We start from the raw sequence: 26,263 nt of genomic DNA on the forward strand, positions 1-26,263 counted from the left end.
CACCGGGGGTTCTCATGGCCGCCTCGCGGGAACCAGGGGGATGACGTCCTGACGGGCACGCAGCGCATCGACGACGATGAGGCGACCGAGCAGCGGCTCACCCGCGCCGGTGACGAGCTTGATGGCCTCGGTGGCGAGCAGCCCTCCGACCTGTACGCACAATGACCCCAGCACGCCGACCTGCGCGCACGTGGGGGGCTCGCCGGCGGAGCCCGTCGGAAAGAGATCGCCGAGCACGACGGGGGCGTACCCCTGGGGAGGGGCCGACCAGAACACGGTCACCTGGGCCGCCCATTCCTGCACGGCCCCCCAGACGAGGGGGATGCCGAGGGCTTCCGTCGCCGCCGCGACGGCCTCGCGCGTGTCGAAGGTGTCGCTGCCGTCGATGACGAGGTCGGCGCCCTCGAAGAGGTCGGCGGCATTGTCGGAGGTCAGCCGTACGGTGCGTTCATGAACGACGGTGACGGGGGAGAGATCGCGCACGGCACGGGCGGCGGATGCCGTCTTGGCGGTGCCGATGTCGTCGACGCGGTGCAGCAGCTGGCGCTGCAGGTTCGTCCGTTCGACGACGTCGTCGTCGATGATGACGAGCTCGCCGATGCCGGCCGCGGCGAGCGAGAGGAGCACGGGGGAGCCGAGGCCGCCCGCGCCCACGACGGCGATGCGCGCGGCCGCGAGCCGCCGCTGGCCCTCCTCGCCGATGCCGGCGAGCACGGCGTGGCGGGCAGTGCGAATCAATTCTTCGGGGGCGAGCGATGCCACCGGTTCGACGAGCGGCCTCATCCGCCGATCGCGCTCATCGTGCGCTCCGGCTGGACGAAGTCGGCGCGCGCCAGTCCGACGCGGTCGGAGCCATGGGCGCGGGGCTTGGCCCACATGGCCTCCCGCCAGATCTGGGCGAGACCTTCGTCGTCGGCGCCGTCGCGGAGGGCGGTGAGCAGGTCGGTCTCTTCGTGCGAGAAGAGGCACGAGCGGATGCGGCCGTCGGCGGTGACGCGCGTGCGCGAGCAGGCGGAGCAGAACGGCTCGGTGACGGAGGAGATGATGCCGACGTGTCCGGCGAGGGCGGTGTCGCCATGGCGGCGCACCTCCCAGCGCTCAGCGGGGGCAGCACCGCGACCGCAGGGGTCGGGGCTGAGGGTGAAAGCCTCTTCGATCGCGGCGCGGATGTCTCGGGCGGGGATGACGTTCGTCGCCGTCCACGAGCGGTCGCCGTCGAGCGGCATGTCTTCGATGAAGCGCATCTCGAAGCCGTTCGACACAGCCCAGTCGACGAGGGGGACGACCTCGGTGTCGTTGATGCCGCGCAGCAGCACGGCGTTGATCTTGATGGGCCCGAGCCCGGCGGCCCGGGCAGCCTGGAGTCCGGCGAGCACCTTGTCGAGGTGCGGCCGACGGGTGAGCTCGGCGAACGTCTCGGGGTGGAGGGTGTCGAGTGAGACGTTGACGCGGTTCAGGCCCGCGTCTTTCAGGGCCTGGGCGCGGCGGTCGAGTCCCACCGCATTCGTGGTGAGCGAGATCGGCAAATCGGGGTTGTCGGCCCGGATGCCGGCGATGATGAACTCGAGATCCTTGCGGACGAGCGGCTCGCCGCCGGTGATCCGCAGCTCTTCGGCGCCGAGCGACTGCACCGCCACGCGGACGATACGCCGGATCTCGTCCGTCGACATCAGCTGCGACTGCGGCAGCCACGGCATCCCGTCGGCGGGCATGCAGTACGTGCAGCGCAGGTTGCACTTGTCGATCACCGAGACGCGCAGGTCGGTCGCGACGCGGCCGAAGCGGTCGAGGAGTCCGCCCTCGCGGGGGGCGCCGGTGGCGCGGACGGCGCCGGGATCGCGCGGCGGGTGGGGTGTCGGCCGCGGCCCCGGGTTGCGCGGCCCGCCGGTGGCGCGGACGGCGCCGAGCGTGCTCTGGGAGTCCCCCATCGTCACCGTCGCACCGAGGGGCACGGTGACCGGGCCGGGTGTCCGGGTCTCGTGCGCGGCATCCATGGAACGAGCCTAGGCGAGCGGGGGCGGGGGAGGGGCGCCGCGACGGATGCCGCGGGCGTGACGTCGACCCGTGTTGTGGCGCGATCGTGCGCGGGAGGGCCTTCCGCTCCTTTCCGCACCCGCGAGGCAGACCTCATTCGCGGCGGGTGTGACTCGAGCCCGCGACGAGCGGCGCGGGGACAGCGGCAGGACCCGGCGGGTAACGTCAACGCATGCCGAACACCTTCCGTATCGCCACGGCCGCACGCCTGCTCGGGGTCAGTGACGACACCGTGCGCCGATGGATCGATCAGGGCGTGCTGCCCACGACCGGGGCGTCGCCCGTCGAGATTCCGGGCGCTGCCCTCGCGGAGCGGGCGGTGGCCCTCGCCGACGAGCCGGACGATCCGACGGGAATCGCGTCGAGCGCACGCAATCGCTTCGTCGGGATCGTCACGCGCGTGCGGATCGACGGGGTGATGGCGCAGATCGATCTTCAATGCGGGCCGCACCGGGTTGTCTCGCTGATGTCTGCCGAGGCGGCCGAAGAGCTGGCCCTCGCGCCGGGCTCGCTCGCGGTGGCGTCGGTGAAGGCGACGGTGGTGACGGTGGAGGCTCCGCGGGCTTGAGGCGACGGCGTCTCGGCGGCGCGCGGGAGACCCCGTCTCACACCGCGAAACGCGGGCCGATCGCTTCGGCGGTGAGGTCCCACAGGCGGCGGGCGTCGGCCTCGGAACGGAACGGGGGCCACAGCTCCGTCGGGCGCGCGGGGCCGCCGATCAGGCGCGACGGTCCGAAGAAGTCGCCGCCGGGAGAGGTGGCCGCCAGGACGGCGGGTTCCGCGGCCGAGGCCACCGAACCGGTGATGTGCAGCCGAGAGAGCAGGCGGACGACGCGGCGCGCGCCGAGCTCGCGCTCGCGGCCGACACCCGGTTGAGCGGCGAGCAGGTTGGTGGGGGAGACACCGGGGTGCGCCAGGGTGCTGGTGATGTGCCAACCCATCGAGCGGCTGCGACGCTCGAGTTCCTGCGCGAAGAGACCGACCGCGACCTTCGACTGCACGTAGGACGCCATGGCGTCGTAAGGCGTGGCGTGGATGGCATTCTCGTCGAGGTGTCCTCGGCGGGCGGCGATGCTGGTCTGGTGCACGACGCGAGCCCGGCCCTCGCGCAGCAGGGGCAGCAGGCCGAGGGTCAGGGCGGCGTGACCGAGGTGGTTGGTACCCCACTGCAACTCGAACCCGTCGGCGGTTTGCCGACGCTTCGGCGGCGTCATGACTCCGGCGTTGTTGACGAGCAGGTGCACGGGCCGGCCGTCGCGGCGCAGCTCGTCGACCAGGGTGTGCACCGAGTCCAGGCTAGCCAGGTCGAGAGCACGCGTGGAGGCCGTGGCATCCGGAATCTCTCGACGCAGAGCCTCGACCGTGCGGCGACCTTTCTCGGCGGAGCGGACGGGAAGCACGATCTCGGCGCCGAGCGCGGCGAGACGCGTCGCGATCACCGTGCCGATGCCGTCGCTGGCGCCGGTGACGACGGCCAGGCGGCCGCGGAGGGGGAGGGAGGCGGGGGTCATGAGGGGTCCTTTCGAGCGGATACCTCGATGCTCGCCGCCTCGACGACGGGGGACCAGTGCCCGCTCACCCGCTGATCGGCGGTCCACCCCACTGATGCACCGTGACCGTGCAGACACGCGTGAGTCACCGGAATCTGTCGCTCGCGCCGTGGCGGAGGCGACAGATCTTGGCGACTCACGCGGGGTGAGGACCGGGTGAGGGTGACGCGACGTCAGCCGGGGGTGACGGAGGAGGGGCCGAGGACCGACAGCAAGCGCAGCTTCTCGGCGCTTTCGCTGCCCGGCTGTGCCGTGTAGACGAGCAGCCGGTGCGAGTTCTCGGGGTCGAGCAGGGTCTGGCACGACAGGTCGAGGCGACCGACCTCGGAGTGGAGGAACCGCTTGATCTCGGGCGGTCGAGCGCCCACTTCATGGGCGTCCCACAGGGTCGCGAACTCCGCGCTGCGCGCGCGGAGACCCTCGGCGAGCTCGGCCGCGCGGGAGTGCGGGCCGCGGGCCGCAACCAATTCGCGCAGCCCCGCCGCGTAGACCCGCGACAGCTTCGCCGCCTCATCGGGGGGATAAGCCGCGCGGCTCGCCGGGTCGGTGAACCAGCGGTAGCCGACGCTGCGCGACCACCCCGTACGCAGCGCGGCGTCACCGAGGAGTGCGACTCCGAGGCGGCTCTGACGCAGCGTCTCACCGAGCTCGGTGACGATTTCGGCGGGGGTGTCGTCGAGACGGTCGAGTATCCGCAGCATGCCGGGGCTGATGTGCTCCGTCGCCGAGTGGCGGGCGGGCGGCTGATGTCCCGCGAGGCGGAAGACGTGGTCGCGCTCGGCGAGGCTCAGGTGCAGACCCTGCGCGAGGGAGACCAGCATCTGCTCGGACGGTGTCGGACCGGTGCCGCGCTCGAGACGGGCGTAGTAGTCGGTCGACATATGGCTGAGCAGCGCGACTTCTTCACGGCGCAGGCCGGCCGTGCGGCGGCGGACGCCGCGAGCGAGTCCGACATCCTCGGGCTGGAGGGCTTCGCGGCGGCGCTGAAGGAAGTCGCCCAGGCCGGTCAGGTCGCTCATCGGTCTCCTCGCATCCTCCGTTCCTATCGCGCCGGCCGCCACCGTGCCAGGACTCGACGATCCACCCCTCTTCTCGTCAGTCGGGCGCGCCCGCGGGGCGGCCTGGCGCTGAGGAGAGACGAGATTCCAGCCATGCGCCTTCCTCAGGTATTCACGGTCTTTTTGGCCGTCGATATCCGCAGATGCGGAAGAATGGGGCGGAAGCGGCTGTGTCGTGTCGCCGGAAGGATGCCATGTCTCGCGCCGCACGTCTCGTCACCGTCCTGAGCGGCGCCGCCCTGCTCGCCGGGTGCGCCGGCGCAGCGCCCGCCCCCGCGGCATCCGGAGATCCGCTGTCGGGCACCGTCGAGGTGTACGCCGCAGCATCGCTGCAGCGCTCGTTCGACGAGATCGCCTCGGCGTTCGAGGCGGAGCACCCCGGTGTCGACGTGAGCGCGGTCTACGACGGTTCGAGCACGCTCGCCACGCAGATCGGCGAGGGCGCCCCGGCCGACGTTTTCGCCTCGGCCGATGAGAAGAACATGGCGAAGGTCGCAGCGCAAGCGCCCGATCCGCAGCTGTTCGCGGGGAACACCCTTGTCATCGCCGTGCCGACGGGCAACCCGGGAGCGGTCGCGACCCTCGCCGACCTCGCGCGGGTGACGACGGTGCTGTGCGCGGCCGAGGTGCCGTGCGGTGCGGCGTCGGCCACCCTGCTCTCGAACGCCGGACTGACGGTGACGCCCGCGAGTGCGGAGCAGAATGTCACCGCGGTGCTGACGAAGGTCGCCGCGGGCGAGGCCGATGCGGGGCTCGTCTACGCCACCGACGTGGTCGGACGCGACGACGTCGAAGCGATCGTTCCCGAGGGCGCCGACGCCGTGGTCAACCGCTACCCGATCGCGACGGTGACCGACGCGCCGAACCCGGCAGCGGCATCCGCGTTCGTCGCGTTCGTGCTGTCCGACGACGGGCAGAAGATCCTCGCCGACGCGGGGTTCCGGGCGCCGTGATGTCAGGGGGGTACGTCCCGCGCTGGCTCGTCGTGCCCGCCGTGGCCGGTCTGCTGTTCCTGCTCGTGCCGCTGATGGCGCTCATCGCCCGCGTGCAGTGGGCGACGCTGTGGAGCGACATCTCGTCTCCGGCCGCGGTCGCTGCCCTCGGTCTCTCGCTGGGTACCGGTGCGGTGGCGACCTCCCTGTGCGCCCTCGTCGGCATCCCTCTCGCCTCGGTCATCGCCCGCAGTCCCGCACGCCCGGCGGCGGTGCTGCGCGCCCTCGTGACGGTGCCGCTCGTGCTGCCGCCCATGGTCGGCGGTGTCGCGCTGCTGTACCTCTTCGGGCGCACCGGGCCCCTTGGCATCCTGGGTCTGCCGTTCACGACGGCCGCCGTCGTGCTCGCTCAGGTGTTCGTGGCCCTGCCGTTCCTCGTGCTGGCGGTGGAGGGGGCGCTGCGCAGCACCGGGGTGGAGTTCGAGCGTGCGGCCGCCTCGCTCGGCGCCTCGCGCGCGACGATCCTGCGGCGGGTGACATTGCCGCTCGCCGCACCCGGCATCGTGGCGGGCGTCGTGCTCTGCTTCGCGCGCGCCATCGGGGAGTTCGGCGCGACGGCGCTCTTCGCCGGCAATCGCCCGGGGGTCACGCAGACCATGCCGCTCGCGATCTACACGGCGTTCAACGGCGCGGGGGTGTCGCAGGGCACGGCGGTGGCGTTGTCGCTGCTGCTCCTGGTGACGGCGGTAGCGGTGCTGCTGCTCGTGCGCGGCTGGCGTCCGGGGGTGGGGCGATGACCGGCGACGGTGGGGTGCGCCGCGGGACGAGTCAGGATGCCGCGTCGCTCACCGCCCGCGTGCGCGTGCGCCGCCGCGACTTCGGCGTCGACATCGCGTTGAGCGTGGCCCCGGGCGAGACCGTCGCCGTCATGGGTCGAAGCGGCGCGGGCAAGTCGACGCTGCTCGGTGCGCTCGCGGGGCTCACACCGCTCGACGGCGGCGAGATCAGCATCGATGGCCGGGTCCTCGATCGAGCGCCGCGATTGCGCACCGACCCGATGCACCGCGGCATCGTGCTGCTCGGGCAGGACGCCCGGCTGTTTCCCCACCTCACCGCGCGCGAGAACGTCGCCTTCGGTCCGCGAGCGGCCGGGGTCCCGGCATCCGCGGCCCGCTCCTCGGCCGACGAGTGGCTGGCGCGGGTGGGACTCCCCGGGACCGGCGACCGGCGACCATCGCAGCTGTCGGGCGGCGAGCAGCAGCGGGTCGCCGTGGCGCGGGCGCTCGCCGCCGAGCCGCGCGTGGTGCTGCTGGACGAGCCGCTGGTGGCGCTGGACGCGGTCACGGCTTCGGAGGTCCGCGCGATGCTGCGGGAGCGCCTCGCGGGGGTGACCACCGTGGCGGTGACGCACGACGCCGTGGACGCCGCCGCACTGGCCGACAGGCTCGTGATCGTCGAGCGGGGCCGGGTGACCCAGGAGGGATCGGTCCGCGAGGTGCTCGCGGCGCCGGCGACCGAGGTGGCGGCGCGGATCGCGGGTCTCGAGTGGCTGACCGGGGAGGCTCGGGGCGGCGTGTTCGTGCGGGGTGGGCTGAGGCTCGAGACGACGGATGCCGGCTCTCGCGCTCTCACCGACGTGGACGGGGTTCCGCTGGCCGCCGTCTACCGCGCGACCGACGCCCGCCTCGGGGTCGGGGCGCCGGCGATCGTGTCGCACCTCGAGCCGACGCCGACCGGAGTGCGCGTTGTCACGGACGGGGGCGTGGCCGAGGTCCCGCCCACGGTCGCCGCGGGTCTCGCGCCCGGGGACGGCGTGCGGGTGGACATCGCGCCGGAGAGCGTGCGGTTCGTCGCAGCTTCGTGAAGGGAGTACGCGTGCGGTCGTGGGTCGCCGTGCTCCGAGGGTGAGACCTCTCGGTGGGAGGCTGCTCCTCCTCCGACCTGACGGCCCCGTGTGGACGAGTCAGGCGGTGACGACCCGCCGGCCCTCCACCCGCACCTCACGGTCGACCAGCCCCGCCGGCACCTCGACGTGCGACACGAGCACGACGGCCTGATCGGGCCCCACCGCACCCAGCAGATCGGCGAGCAGGGCATCGGATGCCGCGGGGTCCACGCCCGCGGTCGGCTCGTCGAGCACCAGCACCGGGAAGCCGCGCAGCAGCGCCCGCGCGAGGGCGAGGCGCTGCGCCTGGCCGCCGGAGACGAGGGCGCCACGGTCGCCGACGGGGGTGTCGAGACCTCCGCGCTCGAGGACCCATGACTGCAGGCCGACACGCGCGAGAACGGTCCACAGGTCGTCGTCGGAGGCGTCGTCGCGGGCGAACAGCAGGTTCTGCCGCACCGATTCGTCGAAGAGGTAGGGCGACTGCTCGATCACCCCGACAGTCCGGCGCAGGTCGTCACCGGAGATGTCGTGAGCCTCGACACCGCCGATCGTGTACGACCCCTCGTAGTCGAGGAAGCGCGCGAGCACGTGCGCGATCGTCGTCTTACCCGCACCGCTCGGTCCGCTCACCAGCACACGCTCCCCGGGGCCGACGCGCAGGTCGATGTCGTCGAGGCGGCCGGAGTCGCCGTCGAATCCGCTCCGCGTCGGCCAGTGCGCTCGGATGCCACGAAGTTCGAGGCCTGAGCCCAGCACCGGCGCCTCGCCGGTCGGCGCGGGCTCGTCGCGGGGGAGACCGACGGGGATCGTCTCGGGAACGGCCTCGGCGATCCGCTCGGCCGCCGCGCGCACCTGCCGCCACGAGGCGAGAGCGAGGGGCACCGGACCGAACACCTCGAACACCGCCATCGGCAGCAGCACGACGACGGCGAGGCCCGGGCCCGACAGGGTCCCGCCGGTGACGGCGGGGGCGGCGACGATCAGCGCGCCGAGCGAGGCGGCCCCGGCGAGCATCGACACCGCGCCCGAGGTGAGCCCCTGCGCCCCGCCGCGGCGGACGACCGCTCGACGCAGCGCGCGGTCGGCGTCGCGGACGCGTGCGGTCGCGGCATCCACCGCCCCGTACGCGGTCAGCACGTCGAGGTTCGTCAGCAGGTCGTGCACGGCGTCGGCGACGGCGGCCCGCAGCGGAGCGATCGAGCGCTCGGCGCGCGACCCCGCCGCCCACCCGACCGCGACGGCGACCGCGAAGGTCACCACCAGGCAGCCCAGCAACGCCAACGCCGCGGGCCACGAGATCAGCGCCGTGAAGACGACGGCCGCGAGCGAGGTGAGAGCCGCGACCGACAGGGGCAGCACGACCCGCAGGGGAAGGTTCTGCAGCTCCTCGACGTCGTCGACGACGCTCGACAGCAGGTCACCGCGGCGCGAACGCGCCAGGCCGGCGGGGGCGAGCGGCACGATGTCGCGCACGAGGTCGGCGCGCACTCCCGCGAGTTGGTGGAGCGCAGCGTCATGGCCCGTCAGTCGCTCCAGATAGCGGAACACCGCCCGCGACAGCGCGAACGCCCGCACCCCCACCACGGCCATCGACAGATACATCACCAGAGGCTGCTCGGCGGCCCGCGCGATGAGCCAGGCGCTCGCCGCGAGCAGCGCGATCGCGCTCGCCGCAGTGCCGAAGCCCGACAGCACCGCCGGCGCGAACCGCCGCCGAGACGGCATCGCCGCCCGCAGGATCTCCCTGACCCGCCCGCTCACGCGCGCCCCCCGTGCAAAGCGCGTGAGGGGTCAAGAACTGTCGCCTGGACCCCCGCCGAGGCGACACTTTCCGACCCCTCACGCGAGAGCGACAGGGGGACCGTGCGGGTGGCGATCGCGCGGGCGGAGGGGCGGTGCGAGACCAGCAAGACCGCGCGGCCGGCGTCGGCCTCGCGGCGCAGGGTTGTCCACAGGTGCGCTTCGGTCGCGGCATCCAGGGCGCTCGACGGCTCGTCGAGGACGAGGATCGGAGCCCCGGTCACGCGGGCACGGTACAGCGCCCGGGCGACGGCGACGCGCTGCGCCTCACCGCCGGACAGCCCCGACCCGCCGGCGCCGAGGGTTGTGGCGGGGTCGATCCCCTCCGCTCCGGCGTCGGCCAGCGCGGCGGCCACCGCGCGCGCGTCGGCCGCCGACCCGAGCGAGACGTTCTCGGCGACCGTGCCCGTCACGAGCCCGGGCCGCTGGCCCGCCCACGCGACCGACTCCCTCGCGTGCGACACGACGACGCCATCGACCCGCACGGTTCCCTCGTACGGGGCGTACCCGAGCAGCGCGGCGATCAGTGACGACTTGCCCACCCCGCTCGGCCCGGTCACGAGCACCACCTCGCCCGGCCCCACGGTCAGCGACACCCGCGGCATCCGGTGCCCCTCGCGGTGCACCCGCACGTCGTCGAGGGTCAGAACCGACCCGCGCGTCGGCAAACCGGCGTTCGGAGCCGCGGCAGTGCGCGCCGCATCCAGCGCGTCGAAGATCTCCTCCGTCGCGGTGACGCCCTCCGACGCCGCGTGGAACTGCACCCCCACCTGCCGCAGCGGCAGGTACGCCTCGGGTGCGAGCAACAGCACGAAGAGTCCCACGAGCAGCGACAGATCGCCCGAGAGCAGGCGGAAGCCGATGGTCACGGCGACGATCGCGACCGAGATGGATGCCAGGAACTCCAGCGCGAAGCCCGACAGGAACGACACGCGCAGCACCGTCATCGTCTCGTGCTTGTAATCGCGCGTGATCGTCTCGATGGAGTCGGCGGCGCGGTGCTGCCGTCCGAACGCCTTGAGGGTGCCGAGGCCCTCGACGGTGTCGGCGAAGCGCGCGGCGAGTCGTCCGAGCGTGCGGTACTGCTTCTGCTGCACACCGCGGGTGGCGAGTCCGATGAGCACCATGAAGATCGGGATGAGGGGGATCGTCACCGCCACGATGAGGCCCGAGAGCGGGTCGGCGAGCGCGATGGCGCCGATGAGGATCGGCATGGTGACGACGGTCGCCACGAGCTGCGGCAGGTACCGGCCGAAGTACGCATCCAGCGCCTCGAGCCCGTGCCCCGCGGTCAGCGAGAGCGAGGCGGCGTTGCGCCGGCCCAGCCACCCCGGCCCCAGGCGCCCGACCGCGTCGACCAGTGCCGCGCGCAGCTGCAGTGATGAGGCCGCCGCTCCCCGCGCCGACACCCGCTCCGACGCCGCGATCAGCAGCCCGCGCAGAAGAACGAGGGATGCCGCGACCCCGACGTACCCCCACAGCTCGCCGAGCGGCCGGCCCTGCATCGCGCCGACCAGCGCGCTCGTGAGCGCCCACGCGAACCCGACGATCACCCCGGTCTGGGCGAGCACGATCGCCGCGGTCACGGCGAAGAAGCCGCGGGAGGCGGTGGCGTAGCGGACGAGCCGCGGATCGACGGGTTTCACGGGTGGGCTTTCGGTCGGGTTGCGTGGGCGGTTGAGGAGGCTGAGCTTGTCTAAGCCTCCGGTCCCTTAGACAGGCTCAGGGACCTTCGACGGGCTCCGGTCCCTTCGACGGGCTCAGGGACCTTTGACGGGCTCAGGGACCTCTCTGCGGGGGGCGGGCTGACGCGATGCGGGTGTCAATGCGCGACCAGGGCGGCCTTCTCTATGCGGGCGCGGGTGACGCGCTTGCGGAACACCCAGTACGTCCACCCCTGGTACGCGAGGATCAGCGGCAGGAAGATCAGCGCCGCCCAGCTCATGATGGTCAGCGTGTACGGCGTGCTCGACGCGTTCTCGATGGTCAGGCTCGACCCCTCGGCGAGGGTCGAGGGCATGACGTTGGGGAACAGCGCGAAGAACAGCATGGCGGCGGCGGCGACGATCGTCACGGCGCCGAGGGTGAAGGCGGTGCCCTCACGATCGCGGGCGTTGGCGACCCACGAGCCGACCAGTGCGAGGGCGGCCGCGCCCGCGAGGCCGACGACGCCCAGGAAGAGCGGTGCACTCGCGGCATCCATGATCGTCCACCCGAGGAACAGTGCCGCGAGAGCGATGGCCACGAGCCCCACGCGACCGGCGAGGCGCCGGGCGTCGGCGCGCACCTGACCGTCGGTCTTCAGCGCGACGAAGTACAGCCCGTGCACGAAGAACAGGGCGAGCGTCGTGAGACCGCCGAGGATGCCGTACGGGTTCAGCAGCGTGAGCACCGTGCCGACATACTCGTGGTCGGCGTCCAGGGGCACGCCCTGCACGATGTTCGCGAAGGCGACGCCCCAGAGGAACGCAGGAACGGCGGAGCCGAAGAAGATCATGCGGTCGAACGACCGCTTCCACCGCAGCGAGTCGCGCTGATGCCGGTACTCGAATGACACCCCGCGGGCGATGAGGGCGAGGAGGATCGCGAGCAGCGGCAGGTAGAACCCGCTGAACAGCGTCGCGTACCACTCGGGGAACGAGGCGAACAGGGCCGCGCCGGCGACGATCACCCAGGTCTCGTTGAGGTCCCACACGGGGCCGATGGTGTTGATGATCTGCCGGCGGGCGATGTCGTCCTTGCCGAGGAAGGGAATCGACATGCCGACGCCGAAGTCGAACCCGTCGAGCACGAAGTAGCCGACGAAGAGGAAGGCGACGATCCAGAACCAGAGGTGCGCGAGATCCATTGTGTGTCCCTGTGTGCTCAGTAGACCGTGGTCGGGGTGTTCTCGATGGCGTCGTCGTGGGCGGCATCCGGATCGGGCAGCGGGTCGGGACCCTTCTGCGCGAACTTCTTGATGAGACCGAACTCCACGACGGCGAGAGTGGCGTACACGAGGGTGAAAGCGACGAGCGAGATCAGCACGCTCCAGCCGGGCACGCTGGGGGAGACGCCGTCCTGCGTCAGCATGAGACCGAAGACGATCCAGGGCTGACGGCCCATCTCGGTGAAGACCCAGCCGACCAGGCTCGCGAGCATTGGGAGCGGTGCAGCCCAGATCGCGACGCGCCACATCCAGGGCGCGACCGGACGGGTCGCCTTCTTGCGGGTCACCCACAGGCCCACGACGCTCACCAGCGCCGCGATGCCGCCGAGGGCGATCATCCAGCGGAACGCCCAGTAGGTCACCCACAGCACGGGGGCGAAGTTGCCGTCGACCTGGTCGGCGAACTGGGGGAACATCTCCTGGCTGTAAAGGGTGTTGAGGTCGTTGATGCCCTCGACGCAGCCGTCGAGCGAGTGGGTAGACAGGATGCTGAGCAGGAAGGGCACGCGGATGGAGAACAGCTCGCTCGTGCCGTCGGGGGTGCCGAGCGTGAAGATCGAGAACGAGGCATCCTGACCGCACACCGTGTTGAAGGTCGCCTCGGCGGCGGCCATCTTCATGGGCTGGGTCGCCACCATCACCAGGCTCAGCTGGTCGCCCACGATCGCCACGAGCACGAACGACACCAGCGTCGACCACAGGCCGAAGCGGAGCGTCTTGCGCATCATCTCGATGTTGCGGCCCCGCGCCAGGTGCCAGGCCGAGATGGCCACGACGATCATGGCCGCGAACATCCAGCCCGCGAAGATCGTGTGCGGGAAGGCCGCGAGGGCGACGGGGTTGGTCAGCAGCGCCCAGAAGTCGACGAGCTCGGCGCGGTGGCCCTCGGCCGACATCTGGTAGCCGACCGGGTTCTGCATGAAGGCGTTGGCGGCGATGATGAAATACGCCGACAGGGTGGCGCCGATGGATGCCATCCAGATGCTCGCGAGGTGCGCGAGGCGGGGGAGCTTGTCCCAGCCGAAGATCCACAGCCCGATGAAGGTCGCCTCGAGGAAGAAGGCCAAGAGGCCCTCGAAGGCCAGCGGGGCACCGAAGACATCGCCGACGAAGCGGGAGTACGCCGACCAGTTCATGCCGAACTGGAACTCCTGCACGATTCCCGTCACCACGCCCATGGCGAAGTTGATGAGGAAGATCTTGCCGAAGAAGCGGGTGATGTGGAGCCACCGCACATCTCCCGTGCGATACCAGACGGTCTGGAACACGGCCACGATCAGCGACATGCCGAGGGTGAGGGGCACGAAGAGGAAGTGGTACAGGGTCGTCAACCCGAACTGCCAGCGGGCGAGAGCCAGGGGGTCGAGCCACTCCATCAGGAGCCTCCGATCGAACCGGATTGTGTGGTCAGACCACATGTTACGCGCGGCGCGCGAGCGTCGTTCGGCGTTGCCTCGGCGTCGAACCATATGCTGGGTAAGTCTTTTCCGAGCCCGTCTGGAGGCCCCGTGTCGGTGCGTCAGAGCCTGCTCGCGATCCTCGATCGCGGCGCGTGCTACGGCTCGCAGTTGCGCGCCGAGTACGAGCGGCGCACGGGCGCGCGGGTCAACGTCGGCCAGGTGTACACGACGCTCGAGCGCCTCGAACGCGACGGGCTGGTGACCGGCGCCGGCGTCGACGACGAGGCCCGGGTGCTGTGGGAGCCGACCCCGGCCGGCCGCGCCGAGGCGCGCGCGTGGCTGTCCACCGCATCGCTCGCGGAAGGGCGCGACGATGTGGCCCTGAAGATCGCCCTCGCCGTGACGCTGCCGGGTGCCGACATCGGCGGCATCCTGTCTGCCCAGCGTGCGGCGGTGCGCGCAGCGCTGTCGGAAGAGGATGGTCGCGGATCGGATGCCGTGCCGGCGGCGATCGTGCGTGCGGCCCGACGTGCGCGGCTCGAGGCCGACCTGCGCTGGATCGACGACGTCGAGGCGCTCACGGCCGAGGCGACGCCGTACGCCCTGTCGGAGGAGCGGCCGCGGCGCGGCCGCCCCGCCCGCTCCGGAGCGTAGAGCGTCGGTACCGCGGCACGGCAGATTCGTCAAGGCCGGAGCGGATTATCGGCGAACGCTCCACCCTGAGAACACCCCGGACGACCGAAGGAGTTCTCGCATGGTCATGGAAGCACCGTTCAGCCGTCGGGGATCGTCGAAGGCCGCTCCCACCACGGCCGTCGCCTCCGCGCCCATCGACGTCCCATCCCCGCCCATCGAGGTGCCGTCAGCGACAACAGAGATCCCGTGGACGCGGATCGACCTCGACCTCTACGAGGTCAGTCGTGGCGGCTACATCGTCGGCTACGTCGAGGTCGTGGGTGCCGTGTTCGTCGCGCTGGGCGGCGCCCGGTACGACCGTGCGGTCGAGGTGTCTCAGCACCTCACCTTCCACGCGGCCGTGGATGCGCTCATCAGCCGCGTGCTCTGACGCCCCCGGCGATACCGCCGGTGTCGGGCGCCGCGCATGCTCCCGTGCGATACGAGTGCTGCACACGGGATGATCAGCGCGTGAGGGTGTAACCGGCCTCTTCGATGGCTGCGGCAAGGGTGTCGTCGTTCACCGCTCCGGTGGACGCGATGCGCACCAGCGAGGTGCCGCCCTCGCGCAGGTCGACGGCGACCACCTCGACACCCTCGAGGGCATTGAGCTCCTCGGTGACCGCGCGCACGCAGTGGGCGCACGTCATCCCCTCGACGCGCAACTCGCTCGTCGCGGGCGCGTCCGTGGGGGCGGATGCCATGGATCCGCCGCCGCACCCGCAGCCGTCGCCGCACCCACCGCCCGCGGGGGTCGACGCGGACAGTCCGAGGTCGATGCGCTGCTCTGTCATGGGGGTCTCCTTCACGACCGCACCAGGCGTGCGATGGCCTGGTTGGCTTCTTTGAGTTTCTCTTCGGCGACGGGACCGCCCTGCGCCGCCGCTTCGGCGACGCAGTGCGAAAGGTGGTCGTCGAGAAGGGAGAGGGCGACGTTCTCGAGCGCCTTCGTCACGGCCGACACCTGGGTGAGGATGTCGATGCAGTACTGGTCGTCGTCGACCATCCGCGCGATTCCGCGTACCTGCCCCTCCGCGCGGCGCAGGCGTTTGAGGAGGTCGTCCTTACGTCCCACGTATCCGTGCATGCCTCGATGATACCCCCATGGGGTATCGCTAGCGCGGTCCTGCGTTCTGTCAACCCCCTCTGCCGCAGAAGCCCGGGGGCGGAAGGTCGAATCATCAGGAGGTCGACATGCTCTACCGTCGTACCGGTGGTGGTCGGCGATGACCACCGAACCTTTCCCCACCGGACCACACCGCCCCGTGCGCATCCCGCACCTGCCCCCGTTGCGTTCGCAGCGAGGAGAATCGAAGGATGACGCGAACACTGGCAGCCCTACCGGGCGCCGCGCGGAGACTGTGTCTCAGCCGACGAAACGGCGAGATCTGCACCCGTGAGGACGGGCACCGAGGTTTGCACCATCGCACGGGCGGACGCCTGTTATGGAGCGATCTGCAGGCCGACCCGCCGGAGTGCGCCGGCGCCGGCGCCCCTGCGGAGCCCGCTCCCGAGTTGCCCGACGGCTTTCCGGCGGGGAGGGCGCTCTGCTCGGTCTGCTGGGCGTTCGTCGACGTGGTGAACGGTGCGCTCACGCCCCACGACTCGTGGCGGGGTGACGACTCACGCGCCGAGGCCGACCGGCGCCGAGAATGGTTCAACACGTTCGGCTGGTGAGATCACACGGGCGCAGCGGCGTCGGCGGTCGCCACTCGTCCGTCGACGATCTCCACCGTCTCATCGAGTGCGCCGGCGTGCACCAGGTCGTGTGTGACGAGGAGCGTCGCCGTCTGCCGCTCGCGCGTCAGGCGTGCCAGCAGCGCCATGACTTCGGCGCCGCGCGCGCGGTCGAGGGCGCTCGTCGGTTCGTCGACCAGGAGCACGCGCGGATCGTGCACGAGGGCGCGGGCGATCGCGACGCGCTGTCGCTGCCCGCCCGACAACTGGGCGGGGCGCCGATCGGCGAGGTGGCCGAGACCGACGGCATCCAGCAGCTCGTCGATGCGACCGCGCACGGACGCCCGCCGCTCGCGGGTGCCCCGCCCGCCGAGCTCCGCCATCACGCGCAGCTGCTCACGCGTGGTGAGGGAGGGGAGCAGCTGCGGCTGCTGGAACACGATGCCGATGCGCTCGCGGCGAAGCGCCGTCCTCGCGGCGGCGCCGAGGTCGGTGGCATCCACGCCGTCGATCACGACGCGCCCGGAATCAGGACGCACGAGAGTCGCGGCCAGGGCGAGCAGGCTCGACTTGCCCGACCCGGACGGGCCGGTGATGCCGGTGAGCACCCCCGGGCGTCCCTCGAGGGTGACGTGGTCGACCGCGGTGACCCGTGAGTCGCCGTCGGGGTAGGTGAGGCTGACGTCGTCGAGAAGGATCATCGTGTGCTCCCGAGGGCGGTGAGGGGGTCCGATTTCGTGACGGCGCCGAGCGACACCGCCGCGCCGACGAGGCCGAGTGCGATCATCACGACCGCGGGCGCGAGGGTGGTGAGCGGACTCAGCACGAACGGCAACGCGCCACCGGCGAGAGCCCCCAGCGCGGCGGTGAGGCCGATGCCCGCCCCGACGCCCACCAGCAGCACGACCAGCGCCTGGCCGAGCGCATCGCGCACGAGAGCGGGAGTGCTGGCGCCGAGCGCTTTGAGCACCGCGACATCACCCGCGCGCTGCATCGTCCAGACGGTGAAGAACGCGCCGACCACGAGCGCCGAGACGCCGAAGAGCATCGTGATCATGAGAGCGAGCGATCCGATCTCGGAGCGGAAGGTCGGCAGCGCCGACAGACTCGCGAGCGGGGTGGATGCCACGGTGCCGGTGTCGGCGGCGACGGCATCCCACGCGGGTGAGCCCGACACCGCCAGCACGGTTGCGCTCCCCGTGCCACCCAGGCGCTCGTCGAGTGCGAGCCAGGCATCGGGCGTCAGCGACAGGACGGGCGTGTGGCTGTAGGAGAGGTCGTCCTGGATCGCCGAAACGGTGAATGCCGAACCGGCGACGCTGACCCGGTCGCCGACCGCGGCGCCCAGCGCCGTCGCGGCGCTGACGGAGACGATGATCTCGTCGGCGCGGCGCGGGGCGGGAACGCCGTGGCCCGCGTCGAGGCCGAATACGGCGACGGCACCGGTGCCCTCGGGCCCCTCCGCCCGCGTCTGTCGGATGCCGATGGGCACGACGCGGTCGACGCCCGGGGCGTTGCGCCACGCGGAGATCGTGTCGCCGTCGATGCTCGAGTCGGCGAAGGTCGGGGCACCTGTTCCGACGGGCTTCAGCACGAGCCGGTCGCCCGGGAGCGCGAGCACCGCCGAGACGTTCTGGGCGGCCAGGCCGCCGGTGAGGCCGGAGAGGAATCCGACGAGCAGCGTGATGAGGGCGACGACCGCCCCGATGAGGGCGAACCGCCCGCGGGCGAACCGGAGATCGCGCCATGCGACGTACACGTCGCCTCCTTCCGCCGGTGGATCTCGCCGGCGTCTTCCACTCTCGTGGCGGGCCACGAAGCGGTCATCGGCGGCTCGGGCGAACTCCGTCTCCACCTTTCGGACGATTCCGCCGCGCCGCGGCATCCGTAGCCTGGACTCCGACATGCCCCATCGCACTCTCGCACCGGTCTTCGCCGGCCTCCGCGCCGGACTCCACGTCCTGTTCTGCGCCCTGCTCGCGCTGGTCGTCGTGCGTGTGCTGCTCACGGATGGATCCGTGCGCGCGCTGACGCTGGCGGGGCTGCTCGGTGTCGTGTATCTCGCCGGCCTCTGGCTGGCCCGCGCCCGGCGCACCGACATCGACCACGCCGGCGGGCGGAAGTCGGGGGCGGGTGCCCTCTGGCTCGCGGCGCTCACCGTCGTGTGGGCGGCGCTGATGTGGTTCGTGCCCGAGGCGGCGTACCTCGTGTTCACGCTGTTCTTCCTCTACCTTCACCTCCTGCCCGGGGCGGCGGGCCCGCTCGCCGTCGTGTCCACCACAGCGCTGACGATCGTGGCGTTCGCGGTGCACGGCGGCCTCACCGTGGGCGGGGTCGTGGGCCCGGTGGTCGGTGCGGGCGTGGCCCTGCTGATCGGTCTCGGCTATGCGGCCCTGGAGCGCCGTGCGGCTGAGCGCGAGGCGCTTCTGGCCGAGTTGCTCGCGACGCGCGACCGGTTGGCCGCGGCGCAACGCGAACAGGGCGTGCTCGCTGAACGCGCGCGCCTGGCCCGCGAGATCCACGACACCGTTGCGCAGGGGCTGTCGAGCATCCAGATGCTGTTGTACGCGGCGGAGCGGGCGGATGCCGCCGGTCCCGGCATCGAGCACGTGCGCCTCGCGCGACTCACCGCCGGCGAAGGGCTCGCCGAGGCGCGACGGTTCATCCGCGAACTGGCCCCGCCCAGCCTTCACAACGGACTCGGCCCAGCCCTGGAACGTCTCGCGGGGGAGTGGGGAGCGCGCGAGGCGCCGGCGGTCACGGTCGACGTGGCGAGCACGGTGGCGCTGCCGATGGACGCGCAGACCGCCCTGTTGCGTATCGCCCAGGGTGCTCTGGCGAACATCGCGCAGCACGCCCGCGCGGGTCGCGTGAGTATCCGCCTCCAACCGGTCGGCGACCTGGTGCGCCTCGAGATCGCCGACGACGGAGACGGGTTCGATCCCCGCAGCGCCGCCGTCGCCGCATCCGGAACCGACTCCTTCGGTCTGCGCGCCATGCGAGAGCGAGTCGACCAGCTCGACGGGCGGCTCGACGTGGTGAGCGCACCCGGCGCCGGAACCACCATCGCGGTGACACTGCCGGCGGCTGCGCGATGATCCGCGTCGTCATCGCCGACGATCACCCGGTGGTGCGGGCGGGAGTCCGCGCCCTGCTCGATACCGAACCCGACATCGCCGTGGTGGGCGAAGCGGCGACGCCCGACGAGGCCGTCGCGCTCGCCGAAGAGCTCGGGCCCGAACTCGTGCTCATGGACCTGCAGTTCGGCGACCGCGCCGCCGGGGCGGAGGCCACCCGACGGCTGCGCGCGCTGGCGGCGCCGCCCTACGTGCTCGTGCTCACCAACTACGACACCGACGGCGACATCCTCGCCGCCGTGGAGGCGGGGGCGAGTGGATACCTGCTGAAAGACGCGCCTCCCCACGATCTGCTCGCGGGCGTCCGTGCCGCGGCGGCGGGCCAGAGCGCGCTGGCCCCGGCGATCGCCGGTCGGCTGCTGGCCCGTCTGCGCGAGCCCCGCGTGACCCTCTCCATCCGCGAGATCGAGGTACTCCGCCTCGTCGCGCGCGGTGCCTCGAACGCCGAGGTCGCCGGGCGCCTGCACATCACCGATGCCACGGTGAAGTCGCACCTCGCCCACGTCTTCTCCAAGCTCGGTGTCTCCTCGCGCACCGCGGCCGTGTCCGCGGCGCGCGCGCTCGGCGTCCTGCGCTGACAGGCCGCCGTTGCGGCGTGTCAGCGCGACATCGGTTCCGTCTCGTGACCTGCCCGCGGTGGCGCCGTACCATGGGGCACATGATCCGGGTGCGCGTGGTCGGTGTCGCCCTCGATCCGGCGCAGCAGCACGTGATCCTGCTCAAGCCGGTCGATGCCGCCGCCGGCGGTGCGCGAGTGCTACCGGTCTGGATCGGGGCGCAAGAGGCAATGTCGATCCTCGTCGCCATCGAGGGGAGCGGGTCGCCCCGTCCGCTCGCTCACGACCTCATGACGGCCATGCTGGGTGAGCTGTCGGCATCCGTCGATCTCGTGGAGGTGACCCACCTCGACGAGGGAACCTTCCACGCCCGGATAGTGCTGCAGACCCCCGCGGGGCCGCGCAGCTTCGACTCGCGACCCTCGGATGCCATCGCCCTCGCCGCCCGCGCAGACGCGCCGATCTGGGTGGCCGAGGCGGTCTTCGCCGAGGCCGGCGTCCCCGACGACGCCGTGGAACTGCAGGCTCCCGCGAACGAGGGCGCCGACGGCCCCGCCGAAGAGAAGAGCGTCGAGGAGTTCCGCCGGTTCTTGGACGCTGTCGATCCTGACGATTTCCAGGGCTAGCACCGATGACCGGTGCCGCCGGGCGCTCCTAGACTCGCCAAGGGGCCGCGTCGCGCGGCTCCGATCCACGACGAACGGGGAACCAATGCAACTCGCCATGGTCGGACTCGGACGAATGGGCGCCAACATCGTCCGCAGACTCATGAGAGACGGTCACGACTGCGTCGTCTTCGACGTGAATCAGGATGCCGTGGCGTCACTGGTGGCGGAGGGCGCGACCGGGGCGACGAGCATCGCCGATCTCGCCTCGAAGCTGCAGAAGCCCCGCGCCGTGTGGTTGATGATTCCCGCCGGGCTGACCGGCAAGGTCGTCGACCAGGTCGCCGACGTCCTCGAGCCGGGCGACATCATCATCGACGGGGGCAACTCGAACTACCGCGACGACGTGCGTCGGGCGAAGAAGCTCGACGACACCGGCATCCATTACGTCGACGTGGGAACCAGCGGCGGCGTCTTCGGCCTCGAGCGGGGCTACTGCCTCATGGTCGGCGGTCACGAGGAGGCCGTCGCGCACCTCGAGCCGGTGCTTCGCACGATCGCGCCCGGACCGGGGGAGGTCGAGCGGACCCCCGGCCGCACCGGCGACTACACCACCGAGGAACGCGGCTACCTGCACTGCGGTCCCTCGGGTGCGGGGCACTTCGTGAAGATGGTGCACAACGGCATCGAATACGGCATCATGGCCGCGCTCGCCGAGGGCTTGAACGTGCTCAACAACGCCGATGCGGGCCTGCACCAGGGCGAGCACTCCGCAGAGGTCGCCCCCCTGGAAGAGCCCGAGTACTACCAGTTCGACATCGACACGGCCCGCGTCACCGAACTCTGGCGGCGGGGCTCGGTCATCTCGTCGTGGCTGCTCGATCTGACCGCTGCGGCGCTCGCGCAGAACCCCACGCTCGACGGTCTCGCCGGTCGCGTGTCCGATTCGGGCGAAGGGCGCTGGACGGTGAAGGCCGCGGTCGACACGGGCGTTCCGGTACCGGTGCTGGCCGCATCGCTATTCGAGCGCTTCGCCTCGCGCGGCGAGGATCACTTCGCCAACCAGGTGCTCTCGGCGATGCGTCTGCAGTTCGGCGGCCATCAAGAACTGCCGGCCGGTGACGTGCTCGAAGCGGGTCAGAAGAAGGCCGAGAGCGGCCGCGACTGACGTCGTCGGCTCAGCGTTCCAGCAGGATCTGACACACGAACAGGCCCCCGCCGTCGCGCCACACTTCGACGGTGGGGGCCTCGCACGTGCCGTTCTCGGCGGTGAGCAGGCGAACCCCGGTCTCGTCGTACAGGGCATATGGTCCGACCGTGCCGCGCACCGGGGTGGTCGCGCCCCGGGGCAGTTCGGAGACCGAGGAGAGGGCGTCCATCAGGGGCGCGCTGGCCTCTTCGGTGTAGTACGTCGTGCTGTCGTAGTCGCGGCAGTTGGCCGTGCCGCCGGTGCCGACGGGGAAGCCGTCGCCCAGGCAGTAGCCGCCGAACGACATGTCGGGGAGGGACCCGTTCGCCGCCCGGTAGCGCTCGAACACCTCCTGCCACTGCACGAGTCGCTGCGATGCCTCGGCGTTCTGATCGACCGGCTGAGCGAGCAGCCAGGCGAGCCAGCCCACGGCCCCGGCGATGCAGACGCCGGAGATCGCGAGCGCGGCCACGGCCGCGGGGTGAAGGCGGGCGCGGGTGGGGGACTTCTCTGACATGACGGCGGACCTTCCCGGGGTGGCGAGCGCAAGGGCGAGGGCGCCAGAGTGGCACAGGCGCGTCCATGCGTCCGCGGGGGCGGCGGCGCCGGGCACGCGACCGCGTGTGGCTTCACCCGCGTGGTCACCCGACACGGGTGGTGCGTCGGGCGCGAGAGACTAGAGGGATGAGCTCCTCCTCGGCATCCGGCTCCTCCGACCGCTACGTCGTCGCCACCGACGGCGCGTGCAAGGGCAACCCCGGACCGGCCGGGTGGGCCTGGGTCGGGGAGGACGGCCATTGGGCGGCGGGCTCGATCCCCTCGGGGACGAACAACATCGGCGAACTCCTCGGCCTGCTGTACGCCATCACCGATCACGCCGACGTGCGCGAGCTGGTCGTGCAGGCCGACTCGAAGTACGCCATCGATACGTACTCGTCGTGGATGGACGGCCACCGCCGCCGCGGGTGGGTGACGAGTGCGAAGAAGCCCGTCGCCAATCAGGGCATCCTCGAAGCGCTCATCGCGGCGCGCGACGCACGGCGGGCGGCGGGACTGCCCGATGTCGTGCTCGAGCACGTGCGCGGGCACAGCGGTCATGTGCTGAACTCGTGGGCCGACGAACGCGCCGTCCGAGCGTCGCAGCACGCGGCCAAGGGTGAGGAATTGATCTGGACGTCGCTCCGCGGCCTCGACACGCTCGACGTGTCGTCGGCGCCGCCGCGTTCGGCGGCCGACCGCAACGGGCGCTAGCCGCGGCATCCGGGAGGGCGTCGCGCCGATCGGCTCCGCGCCCGTGTGGACGAGCCCCGTCCGGCCGATAACCGCATCTTCGGTGCGCCCTGCGCAACAGTCGCATAGTCTGGTCTTCCGCGACCCCAGGAGTAGGTATGACGAACGCAGACGGCACCGATGATCTCGGCGGTGCCGGGGGCACGGTCCAGTCGGTGGACCGGGCTATCCAGATTCTGGAGATGTTGGCCGACGCATCGTCGCTCGGGGTGAGCGAGATCTCGCGACGCCTGGGCGTGCACCGGTCGACCGCGTTCCGGCTGCTCGCGACTCTCGAAGCGCGCAACCTCGTCGAGCAGGAAGAGCGCCGGGGGACGTACCAACTCGGCTTCGGCGTCTTGCGCCTGGCGGGGCGGATCACGGCGCGCATGGACATCGTCAAGGATGCCCAGCAGGTGTGCGACGAGCTCACCAACGAACTCAACGAGACCAGCAACGTCGCCATCTTCGACAACGGCGCGGCCGTCAACGTCTCGCAGGCCACCGGAACGCGTCTGGTCTCGGTCACGCGTCAGTACGTCGGTCAGCGCACCCCCCTGCACGCCACCTCGACCGGAAAGGTGCTGCTCGCGCACGCTCCCGCCGACGTCGTGCGCCACGCGCTGTCGCAGCCCCTCGAGCAGTGCACCGGGAACACGCTCACGTCTCCCGCTGCGCTCGAAGCGCACCTGGAACTGGTGCGCGAACGCGGGTGGGCCGCCGCGGCGGAGGAGTGGGAGTACGACACGAACGCCCTCGCCGTGCCGGTCTCGGGTCAGGACGGATCGGTGGTGGCGGCGCTGAGCATCACCGCGCCGAGCTTCCGGATGCCGGAGGCGTCGTTCCCCGGACTGGTCGACGTCTTGAAGCGTCACGCTCGTCAGCTGGGCGCGCGCCTGGGTGCGGCCGTCTGACCCGGATCCCCCGTGATTTCGCGGTGAGATGTCGCGAATGTTTCGGTCGAGAGAAGAATCGCGATCCTCGGGCGCGCGGCGTTGACACCTCGCCGCGGGCGCGGTGATGATCATCGTGTTGAGCGTAATGCGCAACATGTCGCGTCATGCGCGCGACAGTTCTCAACCCTGAAGCGTCGCAGCCCCGGCCCGGCGCGGTCCCGTCGAAGGATCACGAGATGCCCGCTACCGTCGTCCGCCACCAGGACAATGTGACCACCCGTCGCCTGATCGCCGAGCGCAAGCCCGGCCACAGTCTGCCGGCGCCGTTCTATACCAGCGACGAGATCTTCGACCTCGATCTCGACGCGATCTTCGGTCAGCACTGGATCTTCGTCGCCTCCGAGGCGGAGATCCGCGAGCCCGGCGACTACGTCACCGTCGAATTCGGAAAGACCTCCCTGCTCGTCATCCGCGACGACGACGAGAACGTGCAGGTGCTGCACAACGTGTGTCGCCACCGCGGTGCTCGCATCCTCACCCCCGGGTCGGGCTCCGTCGGCAACCTCGTCTGCGGTTACCACCAGTGGACCTACAAGCCCGACGGCACGCTCATCTGGGCGGCATCCGCGGCCGACGATTTCGACACAAGCTGCCACAACCTGCGCAAGGTGGCGTTCCGCTCGATCGCGGGCCTCATCTACGTCAACCTCTCGGACGAGCCGAACGACGACATCGACGAGGTGGCATCCATCGTGGCGCCCTACTTCGAGCAGCACCAGCTCAAGCGTGCCAAGGTCGCCAAGCAGATCGACCTCATCGAGCTCGGCAACTGGAAGCTCACGATGGAGAACAACCGGGAGTGCTACCACTGCGACATGCACCCCGAGCTCGGCTGCACGTACTTCATCACGTGGGGCTACCCCGAGGATGCGATCCCGCCGCACCTGCAGGAGACGCACGAGCGGTACCTGTCGGCCGAGGCCGAGCTCGAGCACAAATGCGTCGAGCGCGGGCTCCCCTTCGAGGGGATCGAGCAGCTCGACACCCGCACGATGGGCTTCCGCGTGCAGCGCGAAGCGCTCGACGGTGAGGGCGAGTCGTACAGCATGACGGGCGCGAAGCTCGTGAACAAGCTCCTGGGCGACTTCGACGACGCCAAGCTCGGCCGTCTGTCGATGCACACGCAGCCGAACTTCTGGTGTCACTTCATGGCCGACCACGCCATCACCTTCGCGGTGCTGCCGATCGCACCCGGTCGCACGCTCGTGCGTACCACGTGGCTCGTGCACGAGGACGCCGTCGAGGGCGTCGACTACAACGTCGACGACCTCACGTACGTGTGGCGTGAGACCAACGCGCAGGATGCCGCGTTCGTCGAGCTCGCGCAGCGCGGCGTCACCGACCCGGCGTACATCCCGGGGCCGTACGTGCCGAGCGAGTACCAGGTCGACGCGTTCTGCAACTGGTACATCGACAAGCTCAACGTGCACCTGGATGCCGAGGGCGCGGAGTGACCGCCGTCTTCGCGCCGGGCGCGCTGCTGCACGATCACGACCGCTGGGACGACGACCCCTCGCCCCGGATGCTGCGCTGCTCGCGCATTCTCGCGCGCACCCCGCACATCTCGACATTCGAGTTCGTCTCGGATGACCGCCGGGCGCTGCCCCGCGCGGCCGGCCAGTACGTCACCGTGAGCGCCGACATCGACGGCGAGCGCGTGAGCCGCTGCTACACCGTCAGCTCACCTCCGACCCGCCCGTATTCGGTGCAGCTCACGGTCAAACGTGAGGCCGACGGAGTGTTCTCGCGCTGGCTGCACGACACCCTGCGCGTCGGCGACCGTCTCGAGCTGAGCGGTCCGGCGGGCGAGTTCTCCACCGCGTTCCACCCGGCGGACCGTGTGCTGCTGCTGGCCGCGGGCGTCGGGATCACGCCGATGATCGCGGTGCTCGAGGCCCTGCACGACCTCGGCGACGGCACCGACGCGGTGCTGCTGCACAACTCGCACGACCCGGAGTCCGTGGTGTTCGCGCGCGAGCTGGAGGCCCTGGCGAACGGCAATGACACGATCCGTGTCGTCCAGGCCGTCTCGGTCGACCCCGCCGGCACATGGGCGGGTCCCGTCGGGCGACTGGATGCCGAGATGCTCACGCAGCACGTGCCCGACCTCACCACGCGCGAGGTGTTCGTCTGCGGTCCCGACGCGTACATGCAGCACGCCGTCGCGTTGCTGGAGGAGCTGGGTGTGCCCGCCGAGCGCATCCACGTCGAGTCGTTCGTGCTCGCTGAGATCGCCCCGCCCGAGGTCAATGACACCCAGGGCGCGCCTGGTCACACCGTGAGCTTCGCGCGCAGCGGCAAGAGCGTCGTCATCGCCGAGGGCGAGACCGTTCTGCAGGCGGCGAAGCAGGTCGGCATCCGGATCATGACCTCGTGTCAGAACGGTCTGTGCGGCACGTGCAAGATCGTGAAGATCGCGGGCGAGGTCGACATCGCGCACAACGGCGGTATCCGCCAGCGCGAGATCGACGCCGGCAAGATCCTCGCCTGCTGCTCACGGCCGAAGGGGCCGGTGGAGGTCGACGCCTGAGTGCCGGAGCGCGCGACGAGTTGCGCGACCTCCAGGTGATATCGACGGCCGGCTCTCACGCTGGGGTCGGCATCCGA

Annotated in this window: 28 protein-coding genes; 15 read left to right on the top strand and 13 right to left on the bottom strand. The window is 71.2% G+C overall.

Annotated elements, in window-relative coordinates; all coding sequences use genetic code 11:
- Positions 1–12: 12 nt before the first annotated feature.
- Together QE410_RS03925 and moaA are read right to left on the bottom strand one after the other, a co-directional pair.
- Positions 13–783 (bottom strand): HesA/MoeB/ThiF family protein, encoded by a 771-nt coding sequence (locus QE410_RS03925; protein ID WP_307328133.1) that lies wholly within the window; start codon positions 781–783, stop codon positions 13–15.
- Complete coding sequence (gene moaA, locus QE410_RS03930; RefSeq protein WP_307328136.1) at positions 780–1,994, bottom strand: GTP 3',8-cyclase MoaA; 1,215 nt, start codon at positions 1,992–1,994, stop codon at positions 780–782. Before moaA ends, QE410_RS03925 begins: the two co-directional genes overlap by 4 nt.
- A 212-nt stretch (positions 1,995–2,206) precedes the next feature.
- Here moaA and QE410_RS03935 point away from each other — a divergent pair, with 212 nt between their 5' ends.
- Positions 2,207–2,602 (top strand): molybdopterin-binding protein, encoded by a 396-nt coding sequence (locus QE410_RS03935; RefSeq protein ID WP_307328138.1) that lies wholly within the window; start codon positions 2,207–2,209, stop codon positions 2,600–2,602.
- A gap of 37 nt (positions 2,603–2,639) precedes the next feature.
- Here the strand turns inward: QE410_RS03935 and QE410_RS03940 are convergent, their stop codons facing one another.
- Positions 2,640–3,545: an SDR family oxidoreductase gene (locus QE410_RS03940; protein ID WP_307328140.1), complete on the bottom strand. Its 906-nt coding sequence runs from the start codon at positions 3,543–3,545 to the stop codon at positions 2,640–2,642.
- A 212-nt stretch (positions 3,546–3,757) separates the two neighbouring features.
- Positions 3,758–4,603: a helix-turn-helix transcriptional regulator gene (locus QE410_RS03945; RefSeq protein ID WP_307328144.1), complete on the bottom strand. Its 846-nt coding sequence runs from the start codon at positions 4,601–4,603 to the stop codon at positions 3,758–3,760.
- A 233-nt stretch (positions 4,604–4,836) separates the two neighbouring features.
- Between QE410_RS03945 and modA the strand changes: the two genes are divergently transcribed.
- The 3 genes from modA to QE410_RS03960 are packed head-to-tail and all read left to right on the top strand — an operon-like array spanning position 4,837 to position 7,438.
- Positions 4,837–5,595 carry a molybdate ABC transporter substrate-binding protein gene (gene modA / locus QE410_RS03950; RefSeq protein WP_307328147.1) on the top strand — a complete coding sequence of 253 codons (759 nt, stop codon included), beginning with the start codon at positions 4,837–4,839 and terminating at the stop codon, positions 5,593–5,595.
- Positions 5,595–6,371, top strand: a complete 777-nt coding sequence (modB, locus tag QE410_RS03955) for a molybdate ABC transporter permease subunit (RefSeq protein WP_307328150.1) — start codon at positions 5,595–5,597, stop codon at positions 6,369–6,371. The genes modA and modB overlap by 1 nt, the downstream gene beginning before the upstream one ends.
- Positions 6,368–7,438, top strand: a complete 1,071-nt coding sequence (locus QE410_RS03960; RefSeq protein ID WP_307328154.1) for a sulfate/molybdate ABC transporter ATP-binding protein — start codon at positions 6,368–6,370, stop codon at positions 7,436–7,438. Before modB ends, QE410_RS03960 begins: the two co-directional genes overlap by 4 nt.
- A gap of 99 nt (positions 7,439–7,537) precedes the next feature.
- Here QE410_RS03960 and cydC read toward each other — a convergent pair whose 3' ends face one another.
- The 4 genes from cydC to QE410_RS03980 all read right to left on the bottom strand — a co-directional run bounded on the left by cydC (position 7,538) and on the right by QE410_RS03980 (position 13,567).
- Positions 7,538–9,223, bottom strand: a complete 1,686-nt coding sequence (gene cydC, locus QE410_RS03965; protein ID WP_307328158.1) for a thiol reductant ABC exporter subunit CydC — start codon at positions 9,221–9,223, stop codon at positions 7,538–7,540.
- A complete protein-coding gene (cydD, locus tag QE410_RS03970) occupies positions 9,220–10,908 on the bottom strand; it encodes a thiol reductant ABC exporter subunit CydD (protein ID WP_307328161.1) in 1,689 nt (562 codons plus the stop codon). The genes cydC and cydD overlap by 4 nt, the downstream gene beginning before the upstream one ends.
- Positions 10,909–11,084: 176 nt before the next feature.
- The gene (gene cydB, locus QE410_RS03975) at positions 11,085–12,110 is read right to left on the bottom strand and encodes a cytochrome d ubiquinol oxidase subunit II (RefSeq protein WP_307328164.1); all 1,026 of its coding nucleotides are present in this window, start codon (positions 12,108–12,110) and stop codon (positions 11,085–11,087) included.
- A 17-nt stretch (positions 12,111–12,127) separates the two neighbouring features.
- The gene (locus QE410_RS03980) at positions 12,128–13,567 is read right to left on the bottom strand and encodes a cytochrome ubiquinol oxidase subunit I (protein WP_307328167.1); all 1,440 of its coding nucleotides are present in this window, start codon (positions 13,565–13,567) and stop codon (positions 12,128–12,130) included.
- A 132-nt stretch (positions 13,568–13,699) separates the two neighbouring features.
- On the opposite strand from QE410_RS03980, the gene QE410_RS03985 reads away from it, so the two are divergent.
- Together QE410_RS03985 and QE410_RS03990 are read left to right on the top strand one after the other, a co-directional pair.
- Positions 13,700–14,245 carry a PadR family transcriptional regulator gene (locus QE410_RS03985; protein WP_307328169.1) on the top strand — a complete coding sequence of 182 codons (546 nt, stop codon included), beginning with the start codon at positions 13,700–13,702 and terminating at the stop codon, positions 14,243–14,245.
- Positions 14,246–14,345: 100 nt separating this feature from the next.
- Positions 14,346–14,657, top strand: coding sequence for a hypothetical protein (locus tag QE410_RS03990; RefSeq protein WP_307328173.1), 312 nt, complete (start codon positions 14,346–14,348; stop codon positions 14,655–14,657).
- Positions 14,658–14,730: 73 nt separating this feature from the next.
- On the opposite strand, the gene QE410_RS03995 is transcribed toward QE410_RS03990, so the two are convergent.
- Both QE410_RS03995 and QE410_RS04000 read right to left on the bottom strand, forming a co-directional pair.
- The gene (locus QE410_RS03995; protein WP_307328175.1) at positions 14,731–15,060 is read right to left on the bottom strand and encodes a heavy-metal-associated domain-containing protein; all 330 of its coding nucleotides are present in this window, start codon (positions 15,058–15,060) and stop codon (positions 14,731–14,733) included.
- An 11-nt stretch (positions 15,061–15,071) separates the two neighbouring features.
- Positions 15,072–15,353, bottom strand: a complete 282-nt coding sequence (locus QE410_RS04000; RefSeq protein ID WP_307328177.1) for a metal-sensitive transcriptional regulator — start codon at positions 15,351–15,353, stop codon at positions 15,072–15,074.
- 329 nt (positions 15,354–15,682) lie between these two features.
- Here QE410_RS04000 and QE410_RS04005 point away from each other — a divergent pair, with 329 nt between their 5' ends.
- Positions 15,683–15,943 (top strand): hypothetical protein, encoded by a 261-nt coding sequence (locus QE410_RS04005; protein WP_307328179.1) that lies wholly within the window; start codon positions 15,683–15,685, stop codon positions 15,941–15,943.
- A 2-nt stretch (positions 15,944–15,945) separates the two neighbouring features.
- Here QE410_RS04005 and QE410_RS04010 read toward each other — a convergent pair whose 3' ends face one another.
- Both QE410_RS04010 and QE410_RS04015 read right to left on the bottom strand, forming a co-directional pair.
- Positions 15,946–16,644: an ABC transporter ATP-binding protein gene (locus QE410_RS04010; RefSeq protein ID WP_307328181.1), complete on the bottom strand. Its 699-nt coding sequence runs from the start codon at positions 16,642–16,644 to the stop codon at positions 15,946–15,948.
- The gene (locus tag QE410_RS04015) at positions 16,641–17,702 is read right to left on the bottom strand and encodes an ABC transporter permease (RefSeq protein WP_307328184.1); all 1,062 of its coding nucleotides are present in this window, start codon (positions 17,700–17,702) and stop codon (positions 16,641–16,643) included. The genes QE410_RS04010 and QE410_RS04015 overlap by 4 nt, the downstream gene beginning before the upstream one ends.
- Positions 17,703–17,847: 145 nt before the next feature.
- Here QE410_RS04015 and QE410_RS04020 point away from each other — a divergent pair, with 145 nt between their 5' ends.
- From QE410_RS04020 to gnd, 4 genes are all read left to right on the top strand, one after another.
- The gene (locus QE410_RS04020) at positions 17,848–19,041 is read left to right on the top strand and encodes a sensor histidine kinase (RefSeq protein ID WP_307328188.1); all 1,194 of its coding nucleotides are present in this window, start codon (positions 17,848–17,850) and stop codon (positions 19,039–19,041) included.
- Entirely contained in the window at positions 19,038–19,658 is a 621-nt protein-coding gene (locus QE410_RS04025) for a response regulator transcription factor (protein WP_307328191.1), read from the top strand. The genes QE410_RS04020 and QE410_RS04025 overlap by 4 nt, the downstream gene beginning before the upstream one ends.
- Before the next feature lie 80 nt (positions 19,659–19,738).
- Entirely contained in the window at positions 19,739–20,263 is a 525-nt protein-coding gene (locus tag QE410_RS04030; protein ID WP_307328194.1) for a bifunctional nuclease family protein, read from the top strand.
- Positions 20,264–20,348: 85 nt separating this feature from the next.
- On the top strand, positions 20,349–21,410 hold the full coding sequence (gene gnd, locus QE410_RS04035; RefSeq protein WP_307328197.1) for a phosphogluconate dehydrogenase (NAD(+)-dependent, decarboxylating): 1,062 nt from the start codon (positions 20,349–20,351) through the stop codon (positions 21,408–21,410).
- A gap of 10 nt (positions 21,411–21,420) precedes the next feature.
- On the opposite strand, the gene QE410_RS04040 is transcribed toward gnd, so the two are convergent.
- On the bottom strand, positions 21,421–21,948 hold the full coding sequence (locus tag QE410_RS04040) for a hypothetical protein (protein WP_307328199.1): 528 nt from the start codon (positions 21,946–21,948) through the stop codon (positions 21,421–21,423).
- 167 nt (positions 21,949–22,115) lie between these two features.
- On the opposite strand from QE410_RS04040, the gene QE410_RS04045 reads away from it, so the two are divergent.
- The 4 genes from QE410_RS04045 (at position 22,116) to QE410_RS04060 (ending at position 26,186) form a co-directional block, all read left to right on the top strand.
- Positions 22,116–22,682 (top strand): ribonuclease H, encoded by a 567-nt coding sequence (locus QE410_RS04045; protein WP_307328202.1) that lies wholly within the window; start codon positions 22,116–22,118, stop codon positions 22,680–22,682.
- Between the two features lie 137 nt (positions 22,683–22,819).
- Complete coding sequence (locus QE410_RS04050) at positions 22,820–23,614, top strand: IclR family transcriptional regulator (protein WP_307328204.1); 795 nt, start codon at positions 22,820–22,822, stop codon at positions 23,612–23,614.
- A gap of 218 nt (positions 23,615–23,832) precedes the next feature.
- Complete coding sequence (locus QE410_RS04055; RefSeq protein WP_307328206.1) at positions 23,833–25,110, top strand: aromatic ring-hydroxylating dioxygenase subunit alpha; 1,278 nt, start codon at positions 23,833–23,835, stop codon at positions 25,108–25,110.
- Positions 25,107–26,186, top strand: coding sequence for a hybrid-cluster NAD(P)-dependent oxidoreductase (locus tag QE410_RS04060; protein WP_307328210.1), 1,080 nt, complete (start codon positions 25,107–25,109; stop codon positions 26,184–26,186). The genes QE410_RS04055 and QE410_RS04060 overlap by 4 nt, the downstream gene beginning before the upstream one ends.
- Positions 26,187–26,263: the final 77 nt, after the last annotated feature.

The sequence above is a fragment of the Microbacterium sp. SORGH_AS_1204 genome (genome assembly GCF_030818935.1).
GTDB lineage: Bacteria > Actinomycetota > Actinomycetes > Actinomycetales > Microbacteriaceae > Microbacterium.

Bases quoted from the DNA above. Each gene is read 5' to 3' on its own strand.
- QE410_RS03925 (WP_307328133.1), bottom strand. From the start codon at position 783: ATGAGGCCGCTCGTCGAACCGGTGGCATCGCTCGCCCCCGAAGAATTG.
- moaA (WP_307328136.1), bottom strand. From the start codon at position 1,994: ATGGATGCCGCGCACGAGACCCGGACACCCGGCCCGGTCACCGTGCCC.
- QE410_RS03935 (WP_307328138.1), top strand. From the start codon at position 2,207: ATGCCGAACACCTTCCGTATCGCCACGGCCGCACGCCTGCTCGGGGTC.
- QE410_RS03940 (WP_307328140.1), bottom strand. From the start codon at position 3,545: ATGACCCCCGCCTCCCTCCCCCTCCGCGGCCGCCTGGCCGTCGTCACC.
- QE410_RS03945 (WP_307328144.1), bottom strand. From the start codon at position 4,603: ATGAGCGACCTGACCGGCCTGGGCGACTTCCTTCAGCGCCGCCGCGAA.
- modA (WP_307328147.1), top strand. From the start codon at position 4,837: ATGTCTCGCGCCGCACGTCTCGTCACCGTCCTGAGCGGCGCCGCCCTG.
- modB (WP_307328150.1), top strand. From the start codon at position 5,595: ATGTCAGGGGGGTACGTCCCGCGCTGGCTCGTCGTGCCCGCCGTGGCC.
- QE410_RS03960 (WP_307328154.1), top strand. From the start codon at position 6,368: ATGACCGGCGACGGTGGGGTGCGCCGCGGGACGAGTCAGGATGCCGCG.
- cydB (WP_307328164.1), bottom strand. From the start codon at position 12,110: ATGGATCTCGCGCACCTCTGGTTCTGGATCGTCGCCTTCCTCTTCGTC.
- QE410_RS03980 (WP_307328167.1), bottom strand. From the start codon at position 13,567: ATGGAGTGGCTCGACCCCCTGGCTCTCGCCCGCTGGCAGTTCGGGTTG.
- QE410_RS03990 (WP_307328173.1), top strand. From the start codon at position 14,346: ATGGTCATGGAAGCACCGTTCAGCCGTCGGGGATCGTCGAAGGCCGCT.
- QE410_RS03995 (WP_307328175.1), bottom strand. From the start codon at position 15,060: ATGACAGAGCAGCGCATCGACCTCGGACTGTCCGCGTCGACCCCCGCG.
- QE410_RS04000 (WP_307328177.1), bottom strand. From the start codon at position 15,353: ATGCACGGATACGTGGGACGTAAGGACGACCTCCTCAAACGCCTGCGC.
- QE410_RS04010 (WP_307328181.1), bottom strand. From the start codon at position 16,644: ATGATCCTTCTCGACGACGTCAGCCTCACCTACCCCGACGGCGACTCA.
- QE410_RS04020 (WP_307328188.1), top strand. From the start codon at position 17,848: ATGCCCCATCGCACTCTCGCACCGGTCTTCGCCGGCCTCCGCGCCGGA.
- QE410_RS04025 (WP_307328191.1), top strand. From the start codon at position 19,038: ATGATCCGCGTCGTCATCGCCGACGATCACCCGGTGGTGCGGGCGGGA.
- QE410_RS04030 (WP_307328194.1), top strand. From the start codon at position 19,739: ATGATCCGGGTGCGCGTGGTCGGTGTCGCCCTCGATCCGGCGCAGCAG.
- gnd (WP_307328197.1), top strand. From the start codon at position 20,349: ATGCAACTCGCCATGGTCGGACTCGGACGAATGGGCGCCAACATCGTC.
- QE410_RS04040 (WP_307328199.1), bottom strand. From the start codon at position 21,948: ATGTCAGAGAAGTCCCCCACCCGCGCCCGCCTTCACCCCGCGGCCGTG.
- QE410_RS04045 (WP_307328202.1), top strand. From the start codon at position 22,116: ATGAGCTCCTCCTCGGCATCCGGCTCCTCCGACCGCTACGTCGTCGCC.
- QE410_RS04050 (WP_307328204.1), top strand. From the start codon at position 22,820: ATGACGAACGCAGACGGCACCGATGATCTCGGCGGTGCCGGGGGCACG.
- QE410_RS04055 (WP_307328206.1), top strand. From the start codon at position 23,833: ATGCCCGCTACCGTCGTCCGCCACCAGGACAATGTGACCACCCGTCGC.